This is a genomic window from Escherichia sp. MOD1-EC6300, from assembly GCF_002965045.1.
Taxonomy (GTDB): Bacteria; Pseudomonadota; Gammaproteobacteria; order Enterobacterales; family Enterobacteriaceae; genus Escherichia; species Escherichia coli_F.
Genome location: NZ_PTRH01000001.1, coordinates 242,102 through 266,370, shown reverse-complemented (window position 1 = coordinate 266,370; position 24,269 = coordinate 242,102). Strand labels below are relative to the sequence as shown.

The 24,269-nt window shown below is 52.1% G+C and carries 26 protein-coding genes; 16 read left to right on the top strand and 10 right to left on the bottom strand.

Features of this window, described 5'->3' with window-relative positions; translation table 11 throughout:
• Positions 1-10 precede the first annotated feature (10 nt).
• Positions 11-1,423, top strand: coding sequence for a cell division protein FtsP (gene ftsP, locus BGE37_RS01310; protein ID WP_000059405.1), 1,413 nt, complete (start codon positions 11-13; stop codon positions 1,421-1,423).
• 109 nt (positions 1,424-1,532) lie between these two features.
• On the top strand, positions 1,533-3,752 hold the full coding sequence (locus BGE37_RS01305; protein ID WP_000095185.1) for a YgiQ family radical SAM protein: 2,220 nt from the start codon (positions 1,533-1,535) through the stop codon (positions 3,750-3,752).
• Between the two features lie 38 nt (positions 3,753-3,790).
• Here the strand turns inward: BGE37_RS01305 and BGE37_RS01300 are convergent, their stop codons facing one another.
• The 5 genes from BGE37_RS01300 to yqhD all read right to left on the bottom strand — a co-directional run bounded on the left by BGE37_RS01300 (position 3,791) and on the right by yqhD (position 7,568).
• On the bottom strand, positions 3,791-4,021 hold the full coding sequence (locus BGE37_RS01300) for an LPP leucine zipper domain-containing protein (protein ID WP_001037461.1): 231 nt from the start codon (positions 4,019-4,021) through the stop codon (positions 3,791-3,793).
• A gap of 17 nt (positions 4,022-4,038) precedes the next feature.
• Positions 4,039-4,296 carry a lipoprotein YqhH gene (gene yqhH, locus BGE37_RS01295; RefSeq protein WP_000848523.1) on the bottom strand — a complete coding sequence of 86 codons (258 nt, stop codon included), beginning with the start codon at positions 4,294-4,296 and terminating at the stop codon, positions 4,039-4,041.
• Between the two features lie 50 nt (positions 4,297-4,346).
• On the bottom strand, positions 4,347-5,273 hold the full coding sequence (locus BGE37_RS01290) for a YbjP/YqhG family protein (RefSeq protein WP_105287691.1): 927 nt from the start codon (positions 5,271-5,273) through the stop codon (positions 4,347-4,349).
• Positions 5,274-5,472: 199 nt separating this feature from the next.
• On the bottom strand, positions 5,473-6,300 hold the full coding sequence (gene dkgA, locus BGE37_RS01285; protein ID WP_032185137.1) for a 2,5-didehydrogluconate reductase DkgA: 828 nt from the start codon (positions 6,298-6,300) through the stop codon (positions 5,473-5,475).
• 104 nt (positions 6,301-6,404) lie between these two features.
• Positions 6,405-7,568: an alcohol dehydrogenase gene (gene yqhD, locus BGE37_RS01280; RefSeq protein WP_105287690.1), complete on the bottom strand. Its 1,164-nt coding sequence runs from the start codon at positions 7,566-7,568 to the stop codon at positions 6,405-6,407.
• A 193-nt stretch (positions 7,569-7,761) separates the two neighbouring features.
• On the opposite strand from yqhD, the gene yqhC reads away from it, so the two are divergent.
• Positions 7,762-8,661 carry a DNA-binding transcriptional regulator YqhC gene (gene yqhC / locus BGE37_RS01275; protein ID WP_001332907.1) on the top strand — a complete coding sequence of 300 codons (900 nt, stop codon included), beginning with the start codon at positions 7,762-7,764 and terminating at the stop codon, positions 8,659-8,661.
• A 39-nt stretch (positions 8,662-8,700) separates the two neighbouring features.
• Here the strand turns inward: yqhC and yghB are convergent, their stop codons facing one another.
• Together yghB and metC are read right to left on the bottom strand one after the other, a co-directional pair.
• Positions 8,701-9,360 carry a DedA family general envelope maintenance protein YghB gene (gene yghB / locus BGE37_RS01270; protein WP_000268419.1) on the bottom strand — a complete coding sequence of 220 codons (660 nt, stop codon included), beginning with the start codon at positions 9,358-9,360 and terminating at the stop codon, positions 8,701-8,703.
• Between the two features lie 138 nt (positions 9,361-9,498).
• Positions 9,499-10,686, bottom strand: coding sequence for a cystathionine beta-lyase (gene metC, locus BGE37_RS01265; RefSeq protein ID WP_046080708.1), 1,188 nt, complete (start codon positions 10,684-10,686; stop codon positions 9,499-9,501).
• Between the two features lie 251 nt (positions 10,687-10,937).
• Here metC and exbB point away from each other — a divergent pair, with 251 nt between their 5' ends.
• Together exbB and exbD are read left to right on the top strand one after the other, a co-directional pair.
• Entirely contained in the window at positions 10,938-11,672 is a 735-nt protein-coding gene (gene exbB / locus BGE37_RS01255) for a tol-pal system-associated acyl-CoA thioesterase (protein WP_000527851.1), read from the top strand.
• Between the two features lie 6 nt (positions 11,673-11,678).
• Entirely contained in the window at positions 11,679-12,104 is a 426-nt protein-coding gene (exbD, locus tag BGE37_RS01250; protein ID WP_001240714.1) for a TonB system transport protein ExbD, read from the top strand.
• 160 nt (positions 12,105-12,264) lie between these two features.
• On the opposite strand, the gene yghA is transcribed toward exbD, so the two are convergent.
• Positions 12,265-13,149 carry an NADP(+)-dependent aldehyde reductase gene (gene yghA, locus BGE37_RS01245; RefSeq protein ID WP_000018760.1) on the bottom strand — a complete coding sequence of 295 codons (885 nt, stop codon included), beginning with the start codon at positions 13,147-13,149 and terminating at the stop codon, positions 12,265-12,267.
• A 190-nt stretch (positions 13,150-13,339) separates the two neighbouring features.
• Here yghA and BGE37_RS01240 point away from each other — a divergent pair, with 190 nt between their 5' ends.
• Positions 13,340-13,834: a TIGR00645 family protein gene (locus BGE37_RS01240; RefSeq protein WP_000439331.1), complete on the top strand. Its 495-nt coding sequence runs from the start codon at positions 13,340-13,342 to the stop codon at positions 13,832-13,834.
• Positions 13,835-13,873: 39 nt separating this feature from the next.
• Here the strand turns inward: BGE37_RS01240 and gpr are convergent, their stop codons facing one another.
• Positions 13,874-14,914, bottom strand: a complete 1,041-nt coding sequence (gene gpr, locus BGE37_RS01235) for an L-glyceraldehyde 3-phosphate reductase (RefSeq protein WP_000262163.1) — start codon at positions 14,912-14,914, stop codon at positions 13,874-13,876.
• A gap of 156 nt (positions 14,915-15,070) precedes the next feature.
• Here gpr and yghX point away from each other — a divergent pair, with 156 nt between their 5' ends.
• The 10 genes from yghX to hybG all read left to right on the top strand — a co-directional run bounded on the left by yghX (position 15,071) and on the right by hybG (position 23,098).
• Entirely contained in the window at positions 15,071-15,958 is an 888-nt protein-coding gene (gene yghX, locus BGE37_RS01230) for a YghX family hydrolase (protein ID WP_123057312.1), read from the top strand.
• A gap of 118 nt (positions 15,959-16,076) precedes the next feature.
• Complete coding sequence (gene yghW / locus BGE37_RS01225; protein ID WP_001059139.1) at positions 16,077-16,364, top strand: DUF2623 family protein YghW; 288 nt, start codon at positions 16,077-16,079, stop codon at positions 16,362-16,364.
• A gap of 188 nt (positions 16,365-16,552) precedes the next feature.
• Positions 16,553-17,671: a hydrogenase 2 small subunit gene (gene hybO, locus BGE37_RS01215; RefSeq protein WP_000145410.1), complete on the top strand. Its 1,119-nt coding sequence runs from the start codon at positions 16,553-16,555 to the stop codon at positions 17,669-17,671.
• Positions 17,672-17,673: 2 nt separating this feature from the next.
• A complete protein-coding gene (hybA, locus tag BGE37_RS01210) occupies positions 17,674-18,660 on the top strand; it encodes a hydrogenase 2 operon protein HybA (protein ID WP_001081868.1) in 987 nt (328 codons plus the stop codon).
• Entirely contained in the window at positions 18,650-19,828 is a 1,179-nt protein-coding gene (gene hybB / locus BGE37_RS01205; protein ID WP_000017703.1) for a Ni/Fe-hydrogenase cytochrome b subunit, read from the top strand. The genes hybA and hybB overlap by 11 nt, the downstream gene beginning before the upstream one ends.
• Complete coding sequence (gene hybC / locus BGE37_RS01200; RefSeq protein ID WP_105287687.1) at positions 19,825-21,528, top strand: hydrogenase 2 large subunit; 1,704 nt, start codon at positions 19,825-19,827, stop codon at positions 21,526-21,528. The genes hybB and hybC overlap by 4 nt, the downstream gene beginning before the upstream one ends.
• Entirely contained in the window at positions 21,528-22,022 is a 495-nt protein-coding gene (locus BGE37_RS01195; RefSeq protein ID WP_001221942.1) for a HyaD/HybD family hydrogenase maturation endopeptidase, read from the top strand. Before hybC ends, BGE37_RS01195 begins: the two co-directional genes overlap by 1 nt.
• Positions 22,015-22,503 (top strand): hydrogenase-2 assembly chaperone, encoded by a 489-nt coding sequence (gene hybE, locus BGE37_RS01190; protein WP_001001337.1) that lies wholly within the window; start codon positions 22,015-22,017, stop codon positions 22,501-22,503. Before BGE37_RS01195 ends, hybE begins: the two co-directional genes overlap by 8 nt.
• A complete protein-coding gene (gene hypA, locus BGE37_RS01185) occupies positions 22,496-22,837 on the top strand; it encodes a hydrogenase maturation nickel metallochaperone HypA (RefSeq protein ID WP_000544953.1) in 342 nt (113 codons plus the stop codon). Before hybE ends, hypA begins: the two co-directional genes overlap by 8 nt.
• A 12-nt stretch (positions 22,838-22,849) precedes the next feature.
• Complete coding sequence (gene hybG, locus BGE37_RS01180) at positions 22,850-23,098, top strand: hydrogenase maturation factor HybG (protein WP_000334896.1); 249 nt, start codon at positions 22,850-22,852, stop codon at positions 23,096-23,098.
• Between the two features lie 132 nt (positions 23,099-23,230).
• Here the strand turns inward: hybG and yghU are convergent, their stop codons facing one another.
• Complete coding sequence (gene yghU / locus BGE37_RS01175) at positions 23,231-24,097, bottom strand: glutathione-dependent disulfide-bond oxidoreductase (RefSeq protein WP_001352936.1); 867 nt, start codon at positions 24,095-24,097, stop codon at positions 23,231-23,233.
• Between the last annotated feature and the right edge of the window lie 172 nt (positions 24,098-24,269).

Below are 24,269 nucleotides of genomic sequence, written 5' to 3'. Positions count from 1 at the left end.
TGGAGCAAATATGTCACTCAGTCGGCGTCAGTTCATTCAGGCATCGGGGATTGCACTTTGTGCAGGCGCTGTTCCCCTGAAGGCCAGCGCAGCCGGGCAACAGCAACCGCTACCCGTTCCGCCGCTGCTTGAATCTCGCCGTGGGCAACCGCTGTTTATGACTGTACAACGTGCGCACTGGTCATTTACGCCAGGAACGCGCGCATCGGTCTGGGGAATCAATGGTCGTTACCTGGGGCCGACTATCCGCGTCTGGAAGGGCGATGATGTTAAGCTGATCTACAGTAACCGCCTGACAGAAAATGTCTCAATGACGGTGTCTGGTTTACAGGTGCCTGGCCCGCTGATGGGCGGTCCGGCACGGATGATGTCGCCAAACGCTGACTGGGCACCCGTATTACCCATTCGCCAGAACGCAGCGACATTGTGGTATCACGCTAATACCCCCAATCGCACGGCTCAGCAGGTCTATAATGGCCTTGCCGGAATGTGGCTGGTGGAAGATGAAGTCAGCAAGTCGCTGCCTATCCCCAACCATTATGGTGTGGATGATTTTCCGGTCATTATCCAGGATAAACGGCTGGATAATTTTGGTACGCCAGAATACAACGAACCGGGAAGCGGCGGCTTTGTTGGAGATACGCTGCTGGTCAACGGTGTACAAAGCCCGTACGTTGAAGTCTCGCGTGGCTGGGTGCGCTTGCGTCTGTTGAACGCGTCGAACTCTCGTCGCTATCAACTACAGATGAGCGATGGTCGCCCGTTACATGTGATTTCTGGCGATCAGGGATTCTTGCCTGCTCCTGTATCGGTGAAGCAACTTTCGCTGGCACCGGGCGAGCGCCGCGAGATTCTGGTGGATATGAGCAACGGTGATGAAGTGTCGATCACCTGTGGCGAAGCGGCGAGCATTGTTGATCGTATTCGTGGCTTCTTTGAGCCATCCAGCATTCTGGTTTCTACGCTGGTGCTCACGTTGCGCCCGACCGGGCTACTGCCGCTGGTTACTGACAGCCTGCCGATGCGCCTGCTGCCAACTGAAATTATGGCCGGTTCGCCGATTCGCAGTCGCGATATCAGTCTGGGTGATGACCCGGGTATCAATGGGCAGCTGTGGGACGTCAACCGTATTGATGTCACCGCGCAGCAAGGAACGTGGGAACGCTGGACGGTACGCGCGGACGAGCCGCAAGCGTTCCATATTGAAGGCGTGATGTTCCAGATCCGTAACGTGAATGGCGCGATGCCGTTCCCGGAAGACAGAGGCTGGAAAGATACCGTTTGGGTTGACGGACAAGTGGAGCTGCTTGTTTATTTCGGTCAGCCTTCCTGGGCGCACTTCCCGTTCTACTTCAACAGTCAGACGCTGGAAATGGCGGACCGTGGCTCGATTGGGCAATTGTTGGTCAATCCGGTACCGTAATCGCCATACTCGCCCGAGTGGGCGAGTATGGAATACTTTTCGATTTCTCTTTCGTTCCGGCTTATAATCCCCGGCCTTTGATTATTTTTTTATCATTTCTGGAAGCAAAATGAGCTCTATCTCCCTGATCCAACCGGATCGCGACCTGTTCTCCTGGCCGCAGTACTGGGCCGCCTGTTTTGGACCGGCACCGTTTTTGCCGATGTCTCGTGAAGAGATGGATCAACTTGGCTGGGATAGCTGCGACATCATTTTGGTTACTGGCGACGCGTATGTCGATCACCCCAGCTTCGGGATGGCGATTTGCGGTCGTATGCTTGAAGCGCAGGGCTTTCGCGTCGGGATCATCGCCCAGCCAGACTGGAGCAGCAAAGACGATTTCATGCGTCTGGGTAAACCGAATCTGTTTTTCGGTGTTACTGCTGGCAACATGGACTCGATGATCAACCGCTATACTGCCGATCGCCGTTTACGTCATGACGATGCCTACACGCCGGATAACGTCGCGGGTAAGCGACCGGATCGCGCCACACTGGTTTATACCCAGCGTTGTAAAGAGGCGTGGAAAGATGTACCGGTAATCCTCGGCGGTATTGAGGCTAGTTTGCGTCGTACCGCGCATTATGATTACTGGTCTGATACCGTGCGCCGTTCCGTGCTGGTGGATTCCAAAGCCGACATGCTGATGTTCGGTAACGGTGAGCGTCCGCTGGTGGAAGTGGCGCATCGTCTGGCGATGGGTGAGCCGATTAGTGAAATCCGCGATGTGCGTAATACCGCGATTATCGTAAAAGAGGCGTTGCCAGGCTGGAGCGGTGTGGATTCCACCCGTCTTGATACTCCTGGGAAAATCGACCCGATCCCGCATCCGTATGGCGAAGATTTGCCGTGCGCGGATAACAAACCGGTGGCCCCGAAAAAGCAGGAAGCGAAAGCCGTAACCGTGCAGCCACCACGCCCGAAACCGTGGGAAAAAACTTACGTATTGCTGCCTTCTTTCGAGAAAGTGAAGGGCGATAAAGTGCTGTACGCTCATGCTTCGCGTATTCTGCACCACGAAACCAACCCAGGCTGCGCGCGTGCGCTGATGCAAAAACATGGCGACCGCTATGTATGGATCAACCCGCCTGCCATCCCGCTTTCTACCGAAGAGATGGACAGCGTCTTTGCGCTGCCGTACAAGCGCGTACCGCATCCGGCTTACGGTAATGCCCGAATTCCGGCTTACGAAATGATCCGTTTCTCGGTCAACATTATGCGCGGCTGCTTTGGCGGCTGCTCTTTCTGTTCTATCACCGAGCACGAAGGGCGCATTATTCAGAGCCGTTCGGAAGATTCGATCATTAATGAGATCGAAGCGATCCGCGACACCGTTCCAGGTTTTACGGGCGTAATTTCCGATCTCGGTGGGCCAACTGCCAACATGTATATGTTGCGCTGCAAATCGCCACGCGCTGAGCAAACCTGCCGTCGTTTGTCGTGCGTTTATCCGGATATTTGTCCGCACATGGACACTAACCACGAACCGACGATCAACCTCTATCGCCGCGCGCGTGATCTGAAAGGCATTAAAAAGATCCTCATCGCTTCCGGCGTGCGTTATGACATCGCCGTGGAAGATCCGCGCTATATCAAAGAGCTGGCGACCCATCACGTTGGCGGTTATCTGAAGATTGCCCCGGAACATACCGAAGAAGGGCCGTTGTCGAAGATGATGAAGCCGGGCATGGGCAGCTATGACCGCTTTAAAGAGCTGTTCGATACCTACTCGAAACAGGCAGGTAAAGAGCAGTATCTGATCCCGTATTTCATCTCTGCGCACCCCGGTACGCGTGATGAAGATATGGTGAATCTGGCGCTGTGGCTGAAAAAGCATCGCTTCCGTCTCGACCAGGTACAGAACTTCTACCCGTCGCCGTTGGCTAACTCCACCACCATGTATTACACCGGGAAAAACCCGCTGGCGAAGATTGGTTACAAGAGTGAAGACGTCTTCGTACCGAAGGGCGACAAACAGCGTCGTTTGCATAAAGCGTTGTTGCGTTACCACGATCCGGCAAACTGGCCGTTAATCCGTCAGGCGCTGGAAGCGATGGGTAAAAAGCATCTGATTGGCAGCCGTCGTGATTGCTTAGTGCCTGCGCCAACCATTGAAGAGATGCGCGAAGCCCGCCGTCAGAACCGCAATACCCGTCCGGCGTTGACTAAACATACGCCGATGGCGACCCAGCGTCAGACACCTGCTACGGCAAAAAAAGCGTCGTCTACGCCATCTCGCCCGGTGAATGCTGGCGCGAAGAAACGCCCTAAAGCGGTGGCAGGTCGTTAAGTGAAATGTGCCCGGCAGCAATGATGCTGCCGGGAAATTTATAACCTTGGTTTATAAGGACTGTTACGAACGTCTAAGCGGTAATGCGCTCTTGCTGTTTCGTCTTTAACTTGCTGAATTTCCGGACGCAGGGCGTCAATATCCTGTTGCAGTTGATTAATTTTGTTATTCAATGCCTGAATATCATGTTCCAGGTGTTCAATTTTGGCATTGCTGGTACAGCCAGCAAGACACAGCGCCAGCGGAATGGATAAGATAAGTTTGTTCATTATGAATTCCAGAACCGTCATTCCGCATACATACGCAAGCAGCGCAGGCAATCAAAATAGTCCTGAGCATCAAGACGCGTATTGGCTCTGTTAGCGTCGGATTTGGCAGCATAGATTTGTGGGCGTAATGCTTTCATATCCTGCTCAAGCCGGGCGATTTTGGCATTTAATGTTTGCACATTGCTCGCCAGCTGATTGACCTTTTGCTCATTGACGCAGCCACTGAGCAAGCAGGTTGCCAGAACAACAGCCCCCACGGTGAAAATCGTTTTCATATAGTGTTCCCTTTTATTTATTGTTCCGGCTAATTGTTATTTAATTCAGCTCATTGCTTTAATCTGGCGGCGGTTTTTGCCTCAATCTGCTTAAGTAGGCTGCCGCTATTCGGGCGGATAAAATCAGCGATTTCCCACTTACCTTCGCGCCGCTGTAAAACCAGTTCTTGCTCTTCATTGTTGCCATTGGTCAGCGTAAAACGAACATGAATGCGGGCGGAATCGGCGGTTTTCTCCAGGACACGGATTTCATCAACGCGTGAAAATAGCGACTCTTCGCCAAAACAGATCGGATTGTCGTAAATAAATTGCCGTTCTATTTGCATATCTTCATCGGGATTGTTGGCAGTCTTGAAGGTGGTTTTATAGAAGGCATTGACCGCCTGGCGGTAAGAGTCGGAAACCACCCACGTCCACGGCCAGCTATAATCAGCAATATGTTCAAAGAGTTCGGCAACAAAGGCTTCCGGCTGTTCTTTTTGCAACGAAGCTATAGCGGCCAGCGTTTTTTCATTCTCGCTATTAACTGCTTGTAAGACGCTGCCATGATTGCTGACAATATCGTCAATGATCCAACGACCATTTTCCGCCACCATTTTCAGTGTCTGCGTGGTCTTTTCTTTATCGTCTTTAAAGATACGAAAGCGCACAACGGCATCGGCATGATCGGCGTCAGGTTGGGTTATCGCTACGCTTTCTAACACCAGATCGCCAAAATCCTGACAATCACAAACCGGATCATAATCCAGCCAGCCAATATTGCCCGGTAGTGTAAGATTGTCGTTCAGGGTAAGCGCCTGTTGAATACGCGCTGAAGTTATCGCCCGCTCTCCGGTTTCACCGAAATAAGGCGTACTGGCATCTGATTTATAGTTCTGATAAATCTGCCGGACTGTTTGTTCTACGGTCTGTGAAGGAGGCTGCGCGTGTACGGTAAAACTTGCCAGGGCTGCTAAAAACAGAAGTATTATTTTCATCTGTTTTTCACCTCTCCGTTGCGTTTATCCCGGGTGTAGATGAGTTGTTCCTTTAAGAGCTTCCGGCTCTGCATGATGATGTCCTTATATTTGGCATTCCTGAACAAGGAAGAGTAACAATGGGCAGGACGCGAGGGGAATAAATGATTTCTGAAAAGTCCGGTAGCGGAACATTACCGCCACCGGGAGAATTTGCACGTTAGCCGCCAAACTGGTCAGGATCGGGGCCGAGGCGTTTGCCCTGGTCGAGTTTGGCAATTTCACCTAGCTCGTCTTTGTCGAGACGGAAATCCCAGACATCAAAGTTTTCGGCAATACGTGAAGGTGTGACCGATTTCGGGATCACCACCAGGCCGCTATCCAGATGCCAGCGGATAACAATCTGCGCCGGGGTTTTGCCGTATTTATCTGCCAGATCGCGAATGACTTTCTGATCGAAAACGCCTTTCCCTCCTTGCGCTAATGGGCTCCAGGATTCGGTCTGGATTTTGTGTGTCGCGTTCCAGGCGTGAAGCTGGCGTTGCTGCATCAGCGGGTGGAGTTCAATCTGGTTTATCACCGGCGTCACGCCAGTTTCATCAATCAGGCGTTGCAAGTGATGGATCTGGAAGTTGCACACGCCGATGCTTTTGATTAAGCCCTCTTTTTGCAATTCGATCATGCCCTTCCATGCTTCGACATAATGGTCGATAGCAGGAACGGGCCAGTGCATTAAGTAAAGGTCGACATAATCAAGCTGGAGTTTTTTCAGGCTGTCGAGCAGGGCTTCGCGGGGGCGCTTGTGGTCGTCGTTCCACAGTTTAGTGGTGATGAACAGTTCTTCTCTGTTGACTGAGGCATTTTTCAGGGCTTTGCCGACACCTTCTTCGTTCTTATAGGCCGCGGCGGTATCAATCGAGCGATAACCCACGTCTAACGCTTTTTGAATGGCGGTGATTACTTCCTCATTACTTGCTTGCCAGACGCCCAGTCCCAACTGGGGCATGACATTGCCATCCTGTAGCTTAATAACGGTTGGATTAGCCATACGTTCCTCCTTTATATGAACTCACCGGAGCAGGCTCCGGTGAGGTGTTGTGAACTTAAGTCTGGACGAAATGCCCGAAAACGAAAGTTTGAGGCGTAAAAAGCTTAGCGGGCGGCTTCGTATATGCGGCGGCTGACATCCAGCGTAATGTCATGATTTTCGCCCAGTTGGGTCATGCCGTGTTCTTCCAGTTTTTTCAGCAATGCCGGGATGGAGCTGCCGTCCAGACCGTAGTCGGAGAGGTGGGTCGGCACGCCTAATTGCTCAAAGAAATTGCGGGTTGCGGCAATCGCGGCGTCAATACGCTCATCGTCAGAACCTTCTGTGATGTTCCAGACGCGTTCAGCATATTGCAGCAGTTTAGCGCGTTTAGTGTCGCGTTTTTCATTCCACAGTGCAGGCAGGACGATAGCCAGTGTTTGCGCGTGATCCAGACCGTGCATCGCAGTCAGTTCGTGGCCTAGCATATGCGTTGCCCAGTCCTGCGGTACGCCAGCGCCGATCAAACCATTCAGCGCCTGAGTCGCCGCCCACATAACGTTGGCGCGTACATCGTAGTTTTCTGGCTCTTTCAGGGCTTTTGGACCATCTTCGATCAGCGTCAGCAAAATGCCTTCTGCGAAACGGTCCTGAATTTTGGCATCAACCGGTTTGGTAACATACTGTTCCACGGTGTGCACAAAGGCATCCACTACACCGTTAGCCACCTGACGCGGCGGCAGAGTGTAGGTATAAACCGGATCGAGCACGGCAAATACCGGCTGAACATGGGCAGAATGGAACGCCTGCTTGTCGCCTGTGGTTTTACGGGAGATGACCGCACCTGCGTTGGATTCTGAACCGGTCGCTGGCAGCGTCAGCACACAGCCCATCGGGATAGCGCTTTTAATCTCTTTACCGCCCGTTTGTAGAATGCGCCACGGATCGATATTTTCTGGATAGTTAGCCGCCGCAGCGATAAATTTGGTGCCGTCCAGTACAGAACCGCCGCCAACCGCCAGCAGGAAGGTTACTTTCTGTTCGCGAACCAGTTTCACGGCATTCATCAGCGTTTCATAAGCCGGGTTTGGCTCAATACCGCCAAATTCCAGCACGTCCATGCCTTTCAGGGCATCCAGAACTTGATCGAGAACGCCGGTTTTTTTCACGCTGCCGCCGCCGTAGGTAATCAATACGCGAGCATCGTGAGGAATTTGTTCGCGTAAACCAGCGATTGCGCCTTTACCAAAAAGAATGCGGGTTGGGGTGTGCAGATTAAAGTTGTTCATTACTTGCTCCCTTTGCTGGGTCAATATGAGGGCAGAGATCGGTCTGCCTGATATTTTTCATTGTGGTCGCCAGCGCCGTACCTCTCAATGCTCATTTCTGCCAATGTCTTGCCTATTTCTCCAGAGTGCTGGAGAAATGCGACAAAATTGCGCACAATCAAATTGCCGCATTATTCCTAAGAAATTACGCGATATGAAACGTGAAGAGATTTGCCGCTTGCTAGCGGGTAAAGTTAATAAACTGAAAAATAAAGAAAATAGTTTATCAGAGCTATTGCCCGATGTGCGTTTGTTGTATGGCGAGACGCCTTTCGCACGTACGCCGGTGATGTACGAGCCTGGCATCATAATTCTCTTTTCTGGGCATAAAATCGGTTATATCAATGAACGCGTGTTTCGTTATGATGCCAATGAATATCTGCTGCTGACGGTGCCGTTGCCGTTTGAGTGCGAAACTTATGCCACGTCAGAGGTACCGCTGGCAGGGTTGCGTCTCAATGTCGATGTTTTGCAGTTACAAGAGCTGTTGATGGACATTGGCGAAGATGAGCATTTTCGTCCGTCGATGGCAGCCAGCGGGATTAACTCTGCCACGTTATCAGAAGAGATTTTATGTGCGGCGGAGCGGTTACTCGACGTGATGGAGCGACCGCTGGATGCGCGTATTCTCGGCAAACAGATCATCCGCGAAATTCTGTACTACGTGCTGACCGGACCTTGCGGTGGCGCGTTACTGGCGCTGGTCAGCCGTCAGACCCACTTCAGCCTGATTAGTCGTGTGCTGAAACGAATTGAGAATAAATACACCGAAAACCTGAGCGTCGAGCAACTGGCGGCAGAAGCCAACATGAGCGTATCGGCGTTCCACCATAATTTTAAGTCTGTCACTAGCACCTCGCCGTTGCAGTATTTGAAGAATTACCGTCTGCATAAGGCGCGGATGATGATTATCCACGACGGCATGAAGGCCAGTGCAGCAGCGATGCGCGTCGGCTACGAAAGCGCGTCGCAATTTAGCCGTGAGTTTAAACGTTACTTTGGTGTGACACCGGGGGAGGATGCGGCAAGAATGCGGGCGATGCAGGGGAGTTAAATGCGTTCCCGGTACCGCAACCGGGAACGGGGGAAATTGTCAGGCGTTACAGTATTTCTTTTTAATCACCACAAACAGCGTGCCTAACAAGCCTGCAGTTAACAAGGCAATCGGCAGGATCATCAGGAACGTCATTACCTGATCTTCATGGCGTTTAACGAACGGAATCATACTTAAGGCATAGCCGAAACTGGTTACCACGCTGACCCACAGCAATCCGCTTAACCAGTTGAAAAACTGGAAGCGGCGGTTTGGCAGACCGGAAATTCCCGCCATGGTTGGCAGCAACGTACGGACAAATGCAAGAAAACGTCCAGCCAGCAGCGCCAGCAGACCGTGGCGGTCAAACATGCAGGTGGCGCGCTGGTGATATTTAGCGGGAAGCTGTGCCAGCCAGCCTTTCACCGTTTTGGTATTCCCTAACCAGCGCCCCTGAATATAACTTAACCAGCAGCCCAAACTTGCTGCGGCGGTCAGAATCGCAATCGTTGGCAGAAAATCCATAACCCCCTGGGCAATCAATGCGCCTGCCAGTATCAACAAGCTGTCGCCTGGCAAAAATGAGGCGGGCAGCAGGCCGTTTTCTAAAAACAGCGTGGCAAACATGACAAAGTAAACAACGCTAACAATATGAGGATCCGCCAGCGCGGCAAAGTCGTGTTGCCAGAGCGCAGCGATGATATCTTGAATAACAGCCATGGACTTTCCTGTGGAACAGCGTTTAAGCCTTTATCTGCCTATTGTACTCCTGAATCACCCGGGACGCCTTGATCCCGGACGCAACAATTTAAGACTTTTCACAATTAAATGTCTGCAAATTTGTCCAAACTGGCAACATTACACAATTCGCGTAAAACCGGCGTCCAGATCGGCAATCAAATCATCGACATCTTCCAGACCAATATGCAGGCGAATCAAGGTCCCGCTAAAATCGATCTCGCCTTGTGGGCGAATGGCGGCGATATGTTCCGGTTGATTTGCCAGGATCAACGATTCATACCCGCCCCACGAATAGGCCATGCTGAATAAACTGAAGTTATCCAGATAGTTCGCCAGCTCTTCATCATTGAGTTTTTTCTTAAGCACAAAGGAAAATAGCCCGCTGCTGCCTGTAAAGTCTCGTTTCCAGAATTCGTAGCCTTTACTGCCAGGCAGAGCAGGGTGGTTAACTCGCGCTACTTGCGGATGCTCTGCCAGCCATTCAGCCACTTTCAGACTGCTTTCATGATGTTGACGCAGGCGAACACCCAAAGTGCGTAGGCCACGGCTGGTTATATAGGCGGTATCGGCATCGACCATCTGCCCCATCAGATAGGCATTCTCCCGCAGCTGCTCCCAGCAACGGGCATTGCATACGGCAGTACCAATCATCGCATCTGAATGCCCCACCAGATATTTGGTGGCTGCCTGAATGGAAACATCGATGCCAAAATCCAGCGCCTTAAACAGCACACCGGCCGCCCAGGTGTTATCGATCATAATGATGGCATCTGGCACCACACTGCGCACGGCGGCAACAATCGCCGGAACGTCGTGGACTTCCATGGTGATGGAGCCTGGCGATTCCAGAAACACGATTTTAGTGTTTGGCTGCACATGTTTAACGATATCTGCGCCAATCAGCGGATCAAACCACGATGTCGTTACGCCCAGTTTGCTGAGGATTTTGCTACAGAAATCCTGACTCGGTTCATAGGCGGTGTTGGTCATCAACACATGATCGCCCTGTTCGACAAAAGCAAGAATGGAATTAGCAACCGCTGCTGCTCCGCAGGGGAACAGCACGCAGCCTGCGCCACCTTCCAGTTCGCACATCGCTTCTTGTAAGGAGAAATGGGTTAACGTTCCACGCCGTCCATAAAACAACTCGCCATTGGCGCGATTGCGTGTCGCGTGTTTTTTGGCTTCCACACTGTCAAAGACCAGCGAAGACGCGCGCTGAATCACGCTATTTACCGCGCCGAGAGTGTATTTTTTGCTGCGTCCTGCGTTCACCAGTTGAGTATCAAGCTTTTTGTCCGCCATGTCGGGATTCCTGTTTTTATACGTCTGGATGTCTAAACTAGCATGAATATTCGCGGGCGCATCCTGAAGAATTAGCATAAAGCAGAAAATTTTCGCAAATGGCGTGCTGGTGACTTTTTTACTGCGTAAACGCAAGGAAAAGAAAGCAAAGGTACGGCAGTATGCAAATAGTAATGAGAACGACTATCAATTCGACGTCGTTTTGATATTATTATGCGCAGATTTTGTGACTTGCGTCCTGGAGATACACAGTGGGTAATAATTTAATGCAGACGGACCTTTCCGTCTGGGGTATGTATCAGCACGCCGATATTGTCGTTAAGTGCGTGATGATTGGGCTTATTTTGGCCTCCGTAGTCACTTGGGCAATCTTCTTCAGTAAGAGCGTTGAGTTCTTCAATCAGAAGCGTCGCCTGAAACGCGAACAGCAACTGCTGGCCCAAGCGCGTTCCTTGAACCAGGCCAACGATATCGCCGCTGATTTTGGTAGCAAAAGCTTAAGCCTGCATTTGCTCAATGAAGCGCAGGATGAGCTGGAACTGTCAGAAGGCAGCGACGATAACGAAGGTATTAAAGAACGTACCAGCTTCCGTCTGGAGCGTCGGGTCGCCGCCGTGGGGCGTCAAATGGGCCGCGGTAACGGCTACCTTGCAACCATCGGCGCGATTTCGCCGTTTGTGGGCCTCTTTGGTACGGTCTGGGGCATCATGAACAGCTTTATCGGTATTGCGCAAACGCAGACCACTAATCTGGCTGTCGTTGCGCCGGGTATCGCAGAAGCTCTGTTAGCAACGGCAATCGGCCTCGTGGCAGCGATTCCGGCGGTCGTTATCTATAACGTATTTGCACGTCAGATTGGCGGCTTTAAAGCGATGCTGGGTGATGTCGCAGCGCAGGTATTATTGCTGCAAAGTCGTGACCTGGATCTGGAAGCCAGCGCCGCTGCGCATCCGGTTCGTGTCGCCCAAAAATTACGCGCAGGATAATGTCCGATGGCAATGCATCTTAACGAAAACCTCGACGATAACGGCGAAATGCATGATATCAACGTGACGCCGTTTATCGACGTGATGTTGGTTCTGCTGATTATCTTTATGGTGGCAGCGCCGTTAGCGACGGTAGATGTGAAGGTGAACTTGCCTGCTTCTACCAGCACGCCGCAGCCTCGTCCGGAAAAACCGGTTTATCTGTCGGTGAAGGCGGACAACTCGATGTTTATCGGTAACGATCCGGTCACCGATGAAACAATGGTTACAGCGCTGAATGCGTTAACCGAAGGTAAGAAAGATACCACTATCTTCTTCCGTGCGGATAAAACTGTCGATTACGAGACGTTGATGAAGGTAATGGATACGCTGCATCAGGCGGGTTACCTGAAGATAGGTCTGGTCGGCGAAGAAACAGCCAAAGCGAAGTAAAGAGAATTGCCTGATGCGCTACGCTTATCAGGCCTACAAAATCTATCGCAAGGTATTGAATTTGCATGAATTTGTAGGCCGGATAAGGCGTTCACGCCGCATCCGGCAAGAGTTATAAAGTACGATGATGCCCGGTTGCTTTTCACAACCGGGCATTTTTTTAGCCTAAATGCTCGCCGCCGCACACGCCGTGCACTTCTGCGGTGACATAGCTCGACTCCTGACTTGCCAGATAAACATACACTGGGGCCAGCTCCGCCGGTTGTCCTGCACGTTTCATTGGTGTTTGCTGTCCAAACTGCGGGATCTTATCCTGCGTCTGTCCACCGGAAATTTGCAGTGCCGTCCAGATAGGGCCTGGTGCGACAATGTTCACTCGAATGCCTTTTTCTGCAACCTGTTTTGCCAGGCCACGGCTGTAGTTCAGAATCGCCGCCTTCGTAGCCGCATAGTCCAGCAAATGTGGGCTTGGCTGGTACGCCTGGATTGACGAAGTGGTGATGATACTGGCACCTTTCGGTAGCAGGGGGATCGCTTCCTGGGTTAGCCAGAACAGCGCGAAAACGTTAATGGCAAAGGTCTTTTGAAACTGTTCGCTGGTGAGGTCTGCAATATCAGGAATGGCAACCTGTTTCCCGGCGACCAGCGCCATAATATCCAGCCCGCCTAACGCCTTGTGCGCTTCGTGAACCAGCGAACGGGCGAATTTCTCATCGCTTAAATCGCCTGGCAGCAGGACGGCTTTGCGTCCGCATTCTTCAATGATCTTTTTCACATCCTGAGCGTCTTCTTCTTCCACGGGAAGATAACTGATCGCTACGTCAGCGCCTTCACGCGCGTAAGCGATGGCGGCAGCACGACCGATTCCGGAATCGCCCCCTGTCACCAGTGCTTTACGATCTTTCAGGCGACCGCTACCAACATAGGTTTTCTCGCCGCAATCCGGCACCGGTGTCATTTTCGCCTGGATGCCTGGCGTCGGTTGTTTCTGTTTGGGATATTCACCAGTGTAATACTGCGTGGTCGGGTCTTTTAAATGAGATATTGTTTTTCTCCCTTCAGGTTCAACGTCCTTTAAGGGTAGACGCTCTCGATGCGTTGATAAGGGAACCAGGAAGATCCCTAAACCTCGGATTTATGCGACAAAGGTTTAACGGATATGTTGATTTGCTGTTGCGCGCTGTTTACTCAATTGCGATATACTGTTGCCCGTTTTAACTACACGACAGGAATGTATGGAACGTTTTCTTGAAAATGCAATGTATGCTTCTCGCTGGCTGCTTGCCCCCGTGTACTTTGGCCTTTCGCTGGCGTTAGTTGCTCTGGCGCTGAAGTTCTTCCAGGAGATTATTCACGTACTGCCGAATATCTTCTCGATGGCGGAATCAGATTTGATCCTCGTGTTGCTGTCGCTGGTGGATATGACGCTGGTTGGCGGTTTGCTGGTGATGGTGATGTTTTCCGGTTATGAGAATTTCGTCTCGCAGCTGGATATCTCCGAGAACAAAGAGAAGCTGAACTGGCTGGGGAAAATGGACGCAACGTCGCTGAAAAACAAAGTAGCAGCGTCGATTGTGGCAATTTCTTCCATTCACTTACTGCGCGTCTTTATGGATGCGAAAAATGTCCCTGATAACAAACTGATGTGGTACGTCATTATCCATCTGACGTTTGTGCTCTCTGCATTTGTGATGGGCTATCTTGACCGACTGACTCGTCATAATCACTGATCTGATTCGGGCGCGGTTCTCGCGCCCGTTATTAACAGGTCATTTATCGGAAGACGCCTGCCACAGATTCAGCTCGCCATCGGCGATATGCTGATCAATCTGCGCCAGCTCCTCGGTGCTAAATGTCAGATTATTCAGCGCCTGGACATTCTCTTCCAGTTGCTCTGCACGGCTGGCACCGATCAATACCGACGTCACTCGCTCATCTTTCAGCAACCAGCTTAACGCCATTTGTGCCATTGATTGTCCACGCTGCTGTGCCATTTCATTCAATAACCGCAGGCTGTTGAGGTTGGCTTCGGTGAGCATTTTCGGCGTCAGACCACGAACTTTATTCCCTTCACGATGCATCCGTGAATCTTGCGGAATACCGTTGAGATATTTTCCGGTCAGCAATCCCTGAGCCAGAGGAGTAAAGGCAATGCAGCCCACGCCGTTATGTTGCAGGGTATCCAGCAGGCCGCTTTTATCCACCCAGCGGTTCAGCAAATTGTACGAAGGTTGATGAATTAACAGCGGAATTTTCCACTCGCGCAGCAACTCGACCATTTTTTGCGTCCGCTCTGGCGAGTAAGAGGAGATCCCGACATAAAGCGCCTTACCGCTTTGTACCGCATGAGCCAGCGCAGAGGCGGTTTCTTCCATCGGCGTATTTTCATCGACGCGATGAGAGTAAAAGATATCGACATACTCAAGCCCCATCCGCTTCAGGCTTTGGTCGAGGCTGGCGAGCAGGTATTTACGTGAGCCGCCAGAGCCGTACGGGCCGGGCCACATATCGTATCCGGCTTTGGTAGAGATAATCAGTTCATCGCGATAAGCGGCAAAATCCTCCCGCAGCAGGCGACCAAAGTTCTCTTCTGCGCTTCCTGGAGGCGGCCCGTAATTGTTGGCTAAATCAAAGTGCGTAATGCCCAAATCAAACGCTTTGCGCAGGATCGCACGCTGTGATTCCAGTGCGTTAACGTGACCGAAATTGTGCCATAAACCGAGCGATAACGCGGGCAGGCGTAAACCGCTTTTTCCGCAATAGCGGTATTGCATCTGCCCGTAACGTTCGGGATTCGCTAACCAGACCATGACCTCTCCTTTCCACCATTCAATTTCGAAACAATGTTTCCAGTTTAGCGATTTACCAGGGGGGATCCCGTAGCATCGCTCACAGTGTGACGAAAAACTGGGCAAAAACACGTGCTTATGCTTTGCTTAAAAAAACACCAATTGAGGAGTGCAATGATGCCGCGTCTGACCGCTAAAGATTTCCCACAAGAGTTGCTGGATTACTACGACTATTACGCTCACGGGAAAATTTCGAAACGTGAGTTCCTCAACCTTGCGGCGAAGTATGCGGTGGGCGGGATGACGGCATTAGCGTTGTTTGATTTGCTCAAGCCAAATTATGCGCTGGCGACTCAGGTAGAGTTTACCGACCCGGAAATTGTTGCTGAGTACATCACGTATTCTTCGCCAAATGGTCACGGCGAGGTACGGGGTTATCTGGTGAAGCCCGCAAAGATGAGCGGCAAAACGCCAGCCGTGGTGGTGGTGCATGAGAATCGTGGACTGAATCCGTATATCGAAGATGTGGCACGGCGAGTAGCGAAGGCGGGGTATATCGCCCTGGCACCTGACGGCTTAAGTTCCGTTGGAGGTTATCCGGGTAATGATGATAAAGGTCGTGAGCTGCAACAGCAGGTTGATCCAACCAAACTGATGAATGATTTCTTTGCCGCAATTGAGTTTATGCAACGCTATCCGCAAGCGACAGGCAAAGTGGGTATTACCGGATTTTGCTATGGCGGTGGTGTATCGAACGCGGCGGCTGTCGCGTATCCGGAAATGGCCTGCGCGGTGCCGTTTTATGGTCGTCAGGCACCCACTGCCGATGTGGCGAAGATTGAAGCGCCTTTACTGCTCCACTACGCGGAACTGGATACCCGAATCAACGAGGGCTGGCCCGCTTACGAGGCGGCGTTGAAAGCCAATAATAAGGTCTATGAGGCGTATATCTATCCGGGGGTTAATCACGGATTCCATAATGATTCCACGCCCCGTTATGACAAATCTGCCGCCGATCTTGCCTGGCAAAGGACGCTGAAATGGTTCGATAAATATCTCTCCTGATAGGTTTATCTCTTACGGGATTACGTCTTAAACAAGCATGAAAAAATAGCGTGCGCAAAAGTCGTTCTTTGCCTAAAATATCGCTATATATGACAATATATAGCGAATGAGGTGAACGATGAATAACCATTTTGGTAAAGGCTTAATGGCGGGATTAAAAGCAACGCATGCCGACAGTGCGGTTAATGTGACAAAATACTGTGCCGATTATAAACGCGGTTTTGTATTAGGCTACTCACACCGGATGTACGAAAAGACCGGAGATCGCCAGCTTAGCGCCTGGGAAGCGGGGATTCTGACGCGCCGCTATGGACTGGATAAAGAGATGGTAATGGATTTCTTTCGTGAGAATAATTCCTGTTCTACGTTGCGCTTTTTTATGGCCGGTTATCGCCTCGAAAATTGATCAAACATACGTATTATCTTGCTTTAATTAATTACACTAATGCTTATTCCCTTCGTTTTAGTGCCCCGCCGCAGTATCATGATATCGATAACCATAATAAATGTGTGGTAAATGGCGCATCGATCGCATTATTGATTTTGCGATTGAGGCAAAATATATGCCAGATCTTCGCAACGGAATAACTATAAATGACTGGAGATAACACCCTCATCCATTCTCACGGCATTAACCGTCGTGATTTCATGAAGCTTTGTGCAGCATTAGCCGCCACCATGGGGTTAAGTAGCAAAGCCGCTGCAGAAATGGCCGAATCGGTTACTAACCCGCAGCGTCCGCCAGTTATCTGGATTGGCGCGCAGGAGTGCACCGGTTGTACGGAATCTCTGCTTCGTGCAACGCATCCAACGGTAGAAAACCTCGTGCTGGAGACTATCTCTCTCGAGTATCACGAAGTGCTTTCCGCCGCCTTCGGTCATCAGGTCGAAGAGAACAAACATAACGCTCTCGAGAAGTACAAAGGGCAGTATGTGTTAGTGGTGGATGGTTCCATCCCATTAAAAGATAACGGTATTTATTGCATGGTTGCCGGTGAGCCGATTGTGGATCACATCCGCAAAGCGGCGGAAGGCGCAGCAGCCATTATCGCTATCGGTTCCTGCTCTGCGTGGGGCGGTGTTGCCGCAGCTGGAGTTAACCCAACTGGCGCTGTCAGCCTGCAAGAAGTTCTGCCGGGCAAAACCGTTATCAACATTCCGGGCTGCCCACCGAACCCGCACAACTTCCTCGCGACCGTTGCGCACATCATCACTTACGGCAAACCGCCGAAACTGGATGACAAAAACCGTCCGACTTTCGCCTATGGCCGTCTGATTCACGAACACTGCGAACGCCGCCCGCACTTCGATGCTGGTCGTTTTGCCAAAGAGTTCGGTGATGAAGGCCACCGCGAAGGCTGGTGCCTGTACCACCTCGGCTGTAAAGGGCCAGAAACTTACGGCAACTGCTCAACGCTGCAATTCTGCGATGTTGGTGGTGTGTGGCCGGTGGCGATTGGTCACCCGTGCTATGGCTGTAACGAAGAAGGTATCGGCTTCCATAAAGGCATCCATCAGCTTGCCAACGTCGAAAACCAGACTCCGCGTTCGCAGAAACCGGATGTTAACGCTAAAGAGGGCGGCAACGTCTCTGCGGGCGCTATCGGTTTGCTCGGCGGTGTGGTTGGGCTGGTTGCCGGTGTCAGCGTGATGGCGGTGCGTGAACTGGGTCGTCAGCAAAAGAAAGATAACGCTGACTCACGGGGAGAATAACCGTGAACAGACGTAATTTTATTAAAGCAGCCTCCTGCGGGGCATTGCTGACGGGCGCGTTGCCGTCTGTCAGTCATGCGGCTGCTGAAAACCGCCCGCCAATTCCGGGATCGCTGGGGATGTTGTACGACTCGACGCTGTGCGTAGGCTGCCAGGCTTGCGTCACTAAGTGTCAGGATATCAACTTCCCTGAACGTAACCCACAAGGGGAACAGACCTGGTCGAACAACGACAAACTGTCGCCGTACACCAATAACATCATTCAGGTGTGGACCAGCGGCACGGGAGTCAACAAAGACCAGGAAGAGAACGGCTATGCGTACATTAAGAAACAGTGTATGCACTGCGTCGATCCGAACTGTGTCTCAGTGTGCCCGGTTTCTGCGCTGAAAAAAGATCCGAAAACCGGCATTGTCCATTACGACAAAGATGTGTGCACCGGCTGCCGTTACTGCATGGTTGCCTGTCCGTACAACGTGCCGAAGTACGACTACAACAACCCGTTTGGTGCGCTGCATAAGTGTGAGCTTTGCAACCAGAAAGGTGTGGAACGTCTCGATAAAGGCGGTCTGCCTGGCTGCGTAGAAGTGTGCCCGGCGGGCGCGGTGATTTTTGGTACGCGTGAAGAGCTGATGGCGGAGGCGAAAAAACGTCTGGCGCTGAAGCCTGGCAGCGAATACCACTATCCGCGTCAGACGCTGAAATCTGGCGACACTTACCTGCATACGGTGCCGAAATATTATCCGCATCTGTACGGCGAGAAAGAGGGCGGCGGTACTCAGGTACTGGTACTGACGGGTGTGCCTTATGAAAATCTCGACCTGCCGAAACTGGACGATCTTTCTACTGGTGCGCGTTCCGAACATGTTCAACACACCCTGTATAAAGGCATGATGCTACCACTGGCTGTGCTGGCGGGCTTAACCGTGCTGGTTCGTCGCAACACCAAAAACGACCATCACGACGGAGGAGACGATCATGAGTCATGATCCACAACCGCTGGGCGGCAAAATCATCAGTAAACCGGTCATGATTTTTGGACCGTTAATCGTCATCTGTATGCTCCTGATTGTGAAGCGTCTGGTGTTCGGTCTGGGCTCTGTCTCTGACCTGAACGGCGGCTTCCCGTGGGGCGTGTGGATCGCGTTTGACCTGTTGATCGGCACCGGCTTTGCCTGTGGCGGCTGGGCGCTGGCGTGGGCGGTATACGTCTTTAATCGTGGGCAATACCATCCGCTGGTGCGTCCGGCACTGTTGGCAAGTCTGTTTGGTTACTCACTGGGTGGCTTGTCGATCACTATCGACGTTGGTCGCTACTGGAACCTGCCGTACTTCTACATTCCGGGTCACTTCAACGTGAACTCGGTACTGTTCGAGACGGCGGTCTGTATGACCATCTACATCGGCGTGATGGCACTGGAGTTTGCTCCGGCACTGTTTGAACGTCTGGGCTGGAAAGTGTCGCTACAGCGTCTGAACAAGGTGATGTTCTTCATCATCGCGCTCGGTGCGCTGCTGCCAACTATGCACCAGTCTTCAATGGGGTCGCTGATGATCTCGGCGGGCTACAAGGTGCATCCACTGTGGCAAAGCTATGAAATGTTGCCGCTGTTCTCGCTGCTGACGGCGTTCATCATGGGCTTCTCGATTGTCATCTTTGAAGGTTCGCTGGTGCAGGCGGGTCTGCGTGGCAACGGTCCGGATGAAAAGAGCCTGTTCGTCAAGCTGACCAACACTATCAGCGTGCTGCTGGCGATTTTTATCGTGCTGCGCTTTGGCGAGCTGATCTATCGCGACAAGCTGTCGTTAGCGTTTGCCGGTGACTTCTACTCCGTGATGTTCTGGATTGAAGTCCTGCTGATGCTCTTCCCGCTGGTTGTTCTGCGTGTGGCGAAGCTGCGTAATGATTCCCGCATGCTGTTCCTGTCAGCACTGAGCGCACTGTTAGGTTGTGCAACCTGGCGTCTGACCTATTCGCTGGTGGCATTCAACCCGGGCGGCGGTTACGCCTACTTCCCGACCTGGGAAGAACTGTTGATTTCTATTGGTTTTGTGGCTATTGAGATTTGCGCTTACATCGTACTCATTCGTCTACTGCCGATACTTCCTCCTTTAAAACAAAACGATCATAATCGTCATGAGGCGAGCAAAGCATGAGCCAGAGAATTACTATTGATCCGGTAACCCGAATTGAAGGGCATTTACGCATCGATTGCGAAATCGAAAATGGCGTCGTTTCGAAAGCATGGGCTTCCGGTACCATGTGGCGCGGCATGGAAGAGATCGTGAAAAACCGCGATCCGCGCGATGCATGGATGATTGTGCAACGTATCTGTGGCGTATGCACCACCACTCACGCGCTCTCTTCCGTTCGTGCGGCAGAGAGTGCGCTGAATGTCGACGTTCCGGTTAACGCGCAATACATCCGTAACATCATTCTGGCTGCGCACACCACGCATGACCATATCGTTCATTTCTATCAGCTTTCGGCGCTGGACTGGGTGGACATCACTTCTGCACTGCAAGCTGATCCAACCAAAGCCTCCGAAATGCTGAAAGGCGTTTCGACCTGGCATCTGAACAGCCCGGAAGAGTTCACCAAAGTTCAGAACAAGATCAAAGATCTGGTTGCCAGCGGTCAGTTGGGTATTTTCGCCAATGGCTACTGGGGTCACCCGGCAATGAAACTGCCGCCGGAAGTGAACCTGATTGCGGTAGCGCACTACCTGCAAGCGCTGGAGTGCCAGCGTGACGCTAACCGCGTCGTGGCGCTGCTGGGCGGTAAAACGCCGCACATTCAGAACCTGGCGGTAGGTGGTGTCGCGAACCCAATCAACCTCGACGGTTTGGGCGTGCTGAACCTTGAGCGCCTGATGTACATCAAGTCTTTCATCGACAAACTGAGCGACTTTGTTGAGCAGGTTTACAAGGTTGATACCGCGGTTATCGCCGCGTTCTATCCGGAATGGCTGGAGCGTGGTAAAGGTGCGGTGAACTACCTGAGCGTGCCGGAATTCCCGACCGACAGCAAAAACGGTAGCTTCCTGTTCCCGGGCGGCTACATTGAGAATGCGGATCTGTCCTCGTATCGTCCGATCACTTCCCATTCCGATGAATATCTGATCAAAGGGATTCAGGAAAGTGCGAAGCACTCCTGGTATAAAGACGAAGCGCCGCAGGCACCGTGGGAAGGTACCACCATTCCGGCTTACGACGGTTGGTCTGACGACGGCAAATATTCCTGGGTGAAATCACCGACTTTCTACGGCAAAACGGTAGAAGTGGGTCCGCTGGCTAACATGCTGGTGAAACTGGCGTCAGGACGCGAGTCTACCCAGAACAAACTGAATGAAATCGTTGCGATTTATCAGAAACTGACTGGCAACACGCTGGAAGTGGCGCAGCTGCACTCCACGCTGGGCCGTATCATTGGTCGTACCGTTCACTGCTGCGAATTGCAGGATATCCTGCAAAACCAATACAGTGCGCTGATCACCAATATCGGCAAAGGCGATCACACCACCTTTGTGAAACCGAACATTCCGGCAACGGGTGAGTTCAAAGGTGTTGGCTTCCTTGAAGCACCGCGCGGTATGCTCTCTCACTGGATGGTGATTAAAGACGGTATCATCAGCAACTATCAGGCAGTTGTTCCATCAACCTGGAACTCTGGCCCGCGTAACTTCAATGATGACGTTGGTCCTTACGAGCAGTCGCTGGTGGGTACACCGGTTGCCGATCCGAATAAACCGCTGGAAGTGGTGCGTACCATTCACTCCTTCGACCCGTGCATGGCCTGTGCGGTACACGTAGTGGATGCCGACGGCAACGAAGTGGTTTCAGTGAAGGTTCTGTAATGCGTATTTTAGTCTTAGGGGTTGGCAATATTTTGCTGACCGATGAAGCCATCGGTGTGCGGATTGTCGAAGCATTAGAGCAACGATACATTCTGCCGGATTATGTTGAGATCCTCGATGGCGGCACGGCGGGAATGGAGCTGCTTGGCGACATGGCAAATCGCGATCATCTGATTATCGCCGATGCCATTGTGTCGAAAAAGAACGCGCCGGGAACGATGATGATCCTGCGGGATGAAGAAGTTCCGGCGTTGTTTACCAACAAAATCTCTCCGCATCAGCTTGGCCTGGCCGACGTATTGTCGGCCCTGCGCTTCACCGGCGAGTTTCCGAAAAAGCTGACCCTGGTCGGCGTGATCCCGGAATCGCTGGAGCCGCACATCGGCTTGACACCAACGGTTGAAGCGATGATTGAACCTGCGCTTGAGCAGGTTCTGGTTGCGCTGCGCGAATCAGGCGTGGAAGCCATCCCACGGGAGGCGACTCATGAATGAAGAGATAGCAGGTTTTCAGACCTCCCCGAAGGCGCAAGTACAGGCAGCGTTTGAAGAAATTGCCCGGCGTTCGATGCACGATCTCTCTTTTCTGCATCCTTCAATGCCGGTGTACGTTTCCGACTTTACGTTGTTCGAAGGTCAGTGGACGGGGTGTGTAATCACCCCATGGATGCTGAGTGCAGTTATCTTCCCCGGCCCGGATCAACTCTGGCCGCTGCGCAAAGTGAGTGAAAAAATTGGTCTGCAACTGCCGTATGGCACTATGACCTTTACTGTTGGTGAACTGGACGGTGTTTCGCAATACCTCTCCTGCTCGCTGATGTCGCCGCTTTCGCATAGCATGTCGATTGAAGAGGGCCAACGGCTGACGGATGACTGCGCGCGGATGATCCTTTCGCTGCCGGTCACCAATCCGGATGTACCACACGCAGGGCGTCGCGCCCTGCTGTTTGGCCGCAGGAGTGGCGAAAATGCATGAGTTGTCGCTTTGCCAGAGCGCCGTTGAAATTATCCAACGGCAGGCGGAGCAGCATGATGTTAAGCGCGTCACCGCCGTGTGGCTGGAAATTGGCGCGCTCTCCTGCGTTGAGGAGAGCGCCGTCCGTTTTAGTTTTGAAATTGTCTGCCACGGAACGGTGGCGCAAGGGTGCGATTTACATATCGTCTATAAACCCGCCCAGGCCTGGTGCTGGGATTGCAGCCAGGTGGTGGAGATTCATCAGCACGATGCGCAATGCCCGCTCTGTCATGGCGAGCGGTTGCGTGTCGATACCGGCGATTCGCTGATCGTCAAAAGTATTGAAGTTGAATAACCGGAGTTAACAATGTGTATTGGCGTTCCAGGCCAGGTGCTGGCTGTCGGTGAAGATATTCACCAGCTTGCGCAGGTTGAAGTATGTGGTATCAAGCGCGACGTGAATATCGCCCTGATTTGCGAAGGTAACCCTGCCGATCTGCTGGGCCAGTGGGTGCTGGTGCACGTCGGATTTGCCATGAGCATCATCGACGAAGATGAAGCCAAAGCCACATTAGACGCGCTGCGCCAGATGGATTACGACATTACCAGCGCGTGATGATTAGCTTTTGTAGGCCTGATAAGACGCGGCAGCGTCGCATCAGGCATTGTGCTCGATTGCCGGATGCGGCGTAAACGCCTTATCCGGCCTGGATCGGCCTGGATGGCTTGCTGCGACGAACACCAACCCTTACCCCTGACGCTTATCTTCCGTATTCGTCTCGAAATCACTGGCGTCATGGCGCTCATGCAACTGCTCATTCAGCGGTCCGTTGGTGCGGTTAACAATACGCCCACGCTTCACCGCCGGACGTTCGCCTACTTCTTTCGCCCAGCGTTGTACATGCTTATAACTGCCCGCATCAAGAAACTCTGCGGCATCATACACACCACCTAACACCACGTTGCCAAACCACGGCCAAATCGCCATATCTGCAATGGTGTACTCATCGCCCGCAACAAACTTATGCTGCGCCAGTTGCTTATCCAGCACGTCGAGCAGGCGCTTGGCTTCCATGGTAAAGCGGTTGATGGCGTATTCAATTTTCACCGGCGCGTAATGGTAAAAGTGACCAAAACCACCGCCGAGGAACGGCGCGGCACCCTGTAACCAGAACAGCCAGTTCATTGCTTCAGTACGTTTCGCCAGATCCTGCGGCAGGAAGTAGCCAAATTTCTCCGCCAGATAAAGCAGAATCGATCCAGACTCAAACACGCGGATCGGCGGAGTATGGGTATGATCGCGCAGCGCCGGGATCTTCGAGTTTGGGTTCACTTCGACAAAGCCGCTGGAGAATTGATCGCCATCGCCAATACGAATCAGCCAGGCGTCGTACTCTGCACCAGTAACGCCCAGCGCCAGCAGCTCCTCAAGCATAATCGTTACTTTCTGTCCGTTTGGCGTTCCCAGCGAATAGAGTTGCAGCGGATGTTTGCCCACCGGCAGCGTTTTTTCATGCGTCGGACCAGAAACCGGGCGATTGATATTGGCGAACGCGCCGCCAGCGGATTTATCCCACGTCCAGACTTTCGCGGGCTGATAAGTATTGTCTGTCATAGTGAGTTGCCTTCTGAGTGGTAGTGTTGAAGCAGTGTAGCAGGTCACTTGCTGTACAGAATGTGAATTTTTTAACCCTTTGCGCCAGCCGCTGCGATGAGGTGTATGATTAGTCTGACCTCTGTCCGGTTAATGTCGCTGAGCAGGTAATCAGAGCACAACAATTACGCCA

Excerpts from the sequence above, each read along its gene's own strand:
- hybG (WP_000334896.1), top strand. The coding sequence starts at position 22,850 with ATGTGTATTGGCGTTCCAGGCCAGGTGCTGGCTGTCGGTGAAGATATT.
- hybB (WP_000017703.1), top strand. The coding sequence starts at position 18,650 with ATGAGTCATGATCCACAACCGCTGGGCGGCAAAATCATCAGTAAACCG.
- hypA (WP_000544953.1), top strand. The coding sequence starts at position 22,496 with ATGCATGAGTTGTCGCTTTGCCAGAGCGCCGTTGAAATTATCCAACGG.
- dkgA (WP_032185137.1), bottom strand. The coding sequence starts at position 6,300 with ATGGCTAATCCAACCGTTATTAAGCTACAGGATGGCAATGTCATGCCC.
- yghW (WP_001059139.1), top strand. The coding sequence starts at position 16,077 with ATGAATAACCATTTTGGTAAAGGCTTAATGGCGGGATTAAAAGCAACG.
- BGE37_RS01240 (WP_000439331.1), top strand. The coding sequence starts at position 13,340 with ATGGAACGTTTTCTTGAAAATGCAATGTATGCTTCTCGCTGGCTGCTT.
- yghX (WP_123057312.1), top strand. The coding sequence starts at position 15,071 with ATGCCGCGTCTGACCGCTAAAGATTTCCCACAAGAGTTGCTGGATTAC.
- BGE37_RS01290 (WP_105287691.1), bottom strand. The coding sequence starts at position 5,273 with ATGAAAATAATACTTCTGTTTTTAGCAGCCCTGGCAAGTTTTACCGTA.
- yghB (WP_000268419.1), bottom strand. The coding sequence starts at position 9,360 with ATGGCTGTTATTCAAGATATCATCGCTGCGCTCTGGCAACACGACTTT.
- exbD (WP_001240714.1), top strand. The coding sequence starts at position 11,679 with ATGGCAATGCATCTTAACGAAAACCTCGACGATAACGGCGAAATGCAT.
- yqhC (WP_001332907.1), top strand. The coding sequence starts at position 7,762 with ATGAAACGTGAAGAGATTTGCCGCTTGCTAGCGGGTAAAGTTAATAAA.
- hybE (WP_001001337.1), top strand. The coding sequence starts at position 22,015 with ATGAATGAAGAGATAGCAGGTTTTCAGACCTCCCCGAAGGCGCAAGTA.
- metC (WP_046080708.1), bottom strand. The coding sequence starts at position 10,686 with ATGGCGGACAAAAAGCTTGATACTCAACTGGTGAACGCAGGACGCAGC.
- hybC (WP_105287687.1), top strand. The coding sequence starts at position 19,825 with ATGAGCCAGAGAATTACTATTGATCCGGTAACCCGAATTGAAGGGCAT.
- BGE37_RS01305 (WP_000095185.1), top strand. The coding sequence starts at position 1,533 with ATGAGCTCTATCTCCCTGATCCAACCGGATCGCGACCTGTTCTCCTGG.
- hybO (WP_000145410.1), top strand. The coding sequence starts at position 16,553 with ATGACTGGAGATAACACCCTCATCCATTCTCACGGCATTAACCGTCGT.
- ftsP (WP_000059405.1), top strand. The coding sequence starts at position 11 with ATGTCACTCAGTCGGCGTCAGTTCATTCAGGCATCGGGGATTGCACTT.
- yqhH (WP_000848523.1), bottom strand. The coding sequence starts at position 4,296 with ATGAAAACGATTTTCACCGTGGGGGCTGTTGTTCTGGCAACCTGCTTG.
- gpr (WP_000262163.1), bottom strand. The coding sequence starts at position 14,914 with ATGGTCTGGTTAGCGAATCCCGAACGTTACGGGCAGATGCAATACCGC.
- BGE37_RS01300 (WP_001037461.1), bottom strand. The coding sequence starts at position 4,021 with ATGAACAAACTTATCTTATCCATTCCGCTGGCGCTGTGTCTTGCTGGC.
- BGE37_RS01195 (WP_001221942.1), top strand. The coding sequence starts at position 21,528 with ATGCGTATTTTAGTCTTAGGGGTTGGCAATATTTTGCTGACCGATGAA.
- yghU (WP_001352936.1), bottom strand. The coding sequence starts at position 24,097 with ATGACAGACAATACTTATCAGCCCGCGAAAGTCTGGACGTGGGATAAA.
- yqhD (WP_105287690.1), bottom strand. The coding sequence starts at position 7,568 with ATGAACAACTTTAATCTGCACACCCCAACCCGCATTCTTTTTGGTAAA.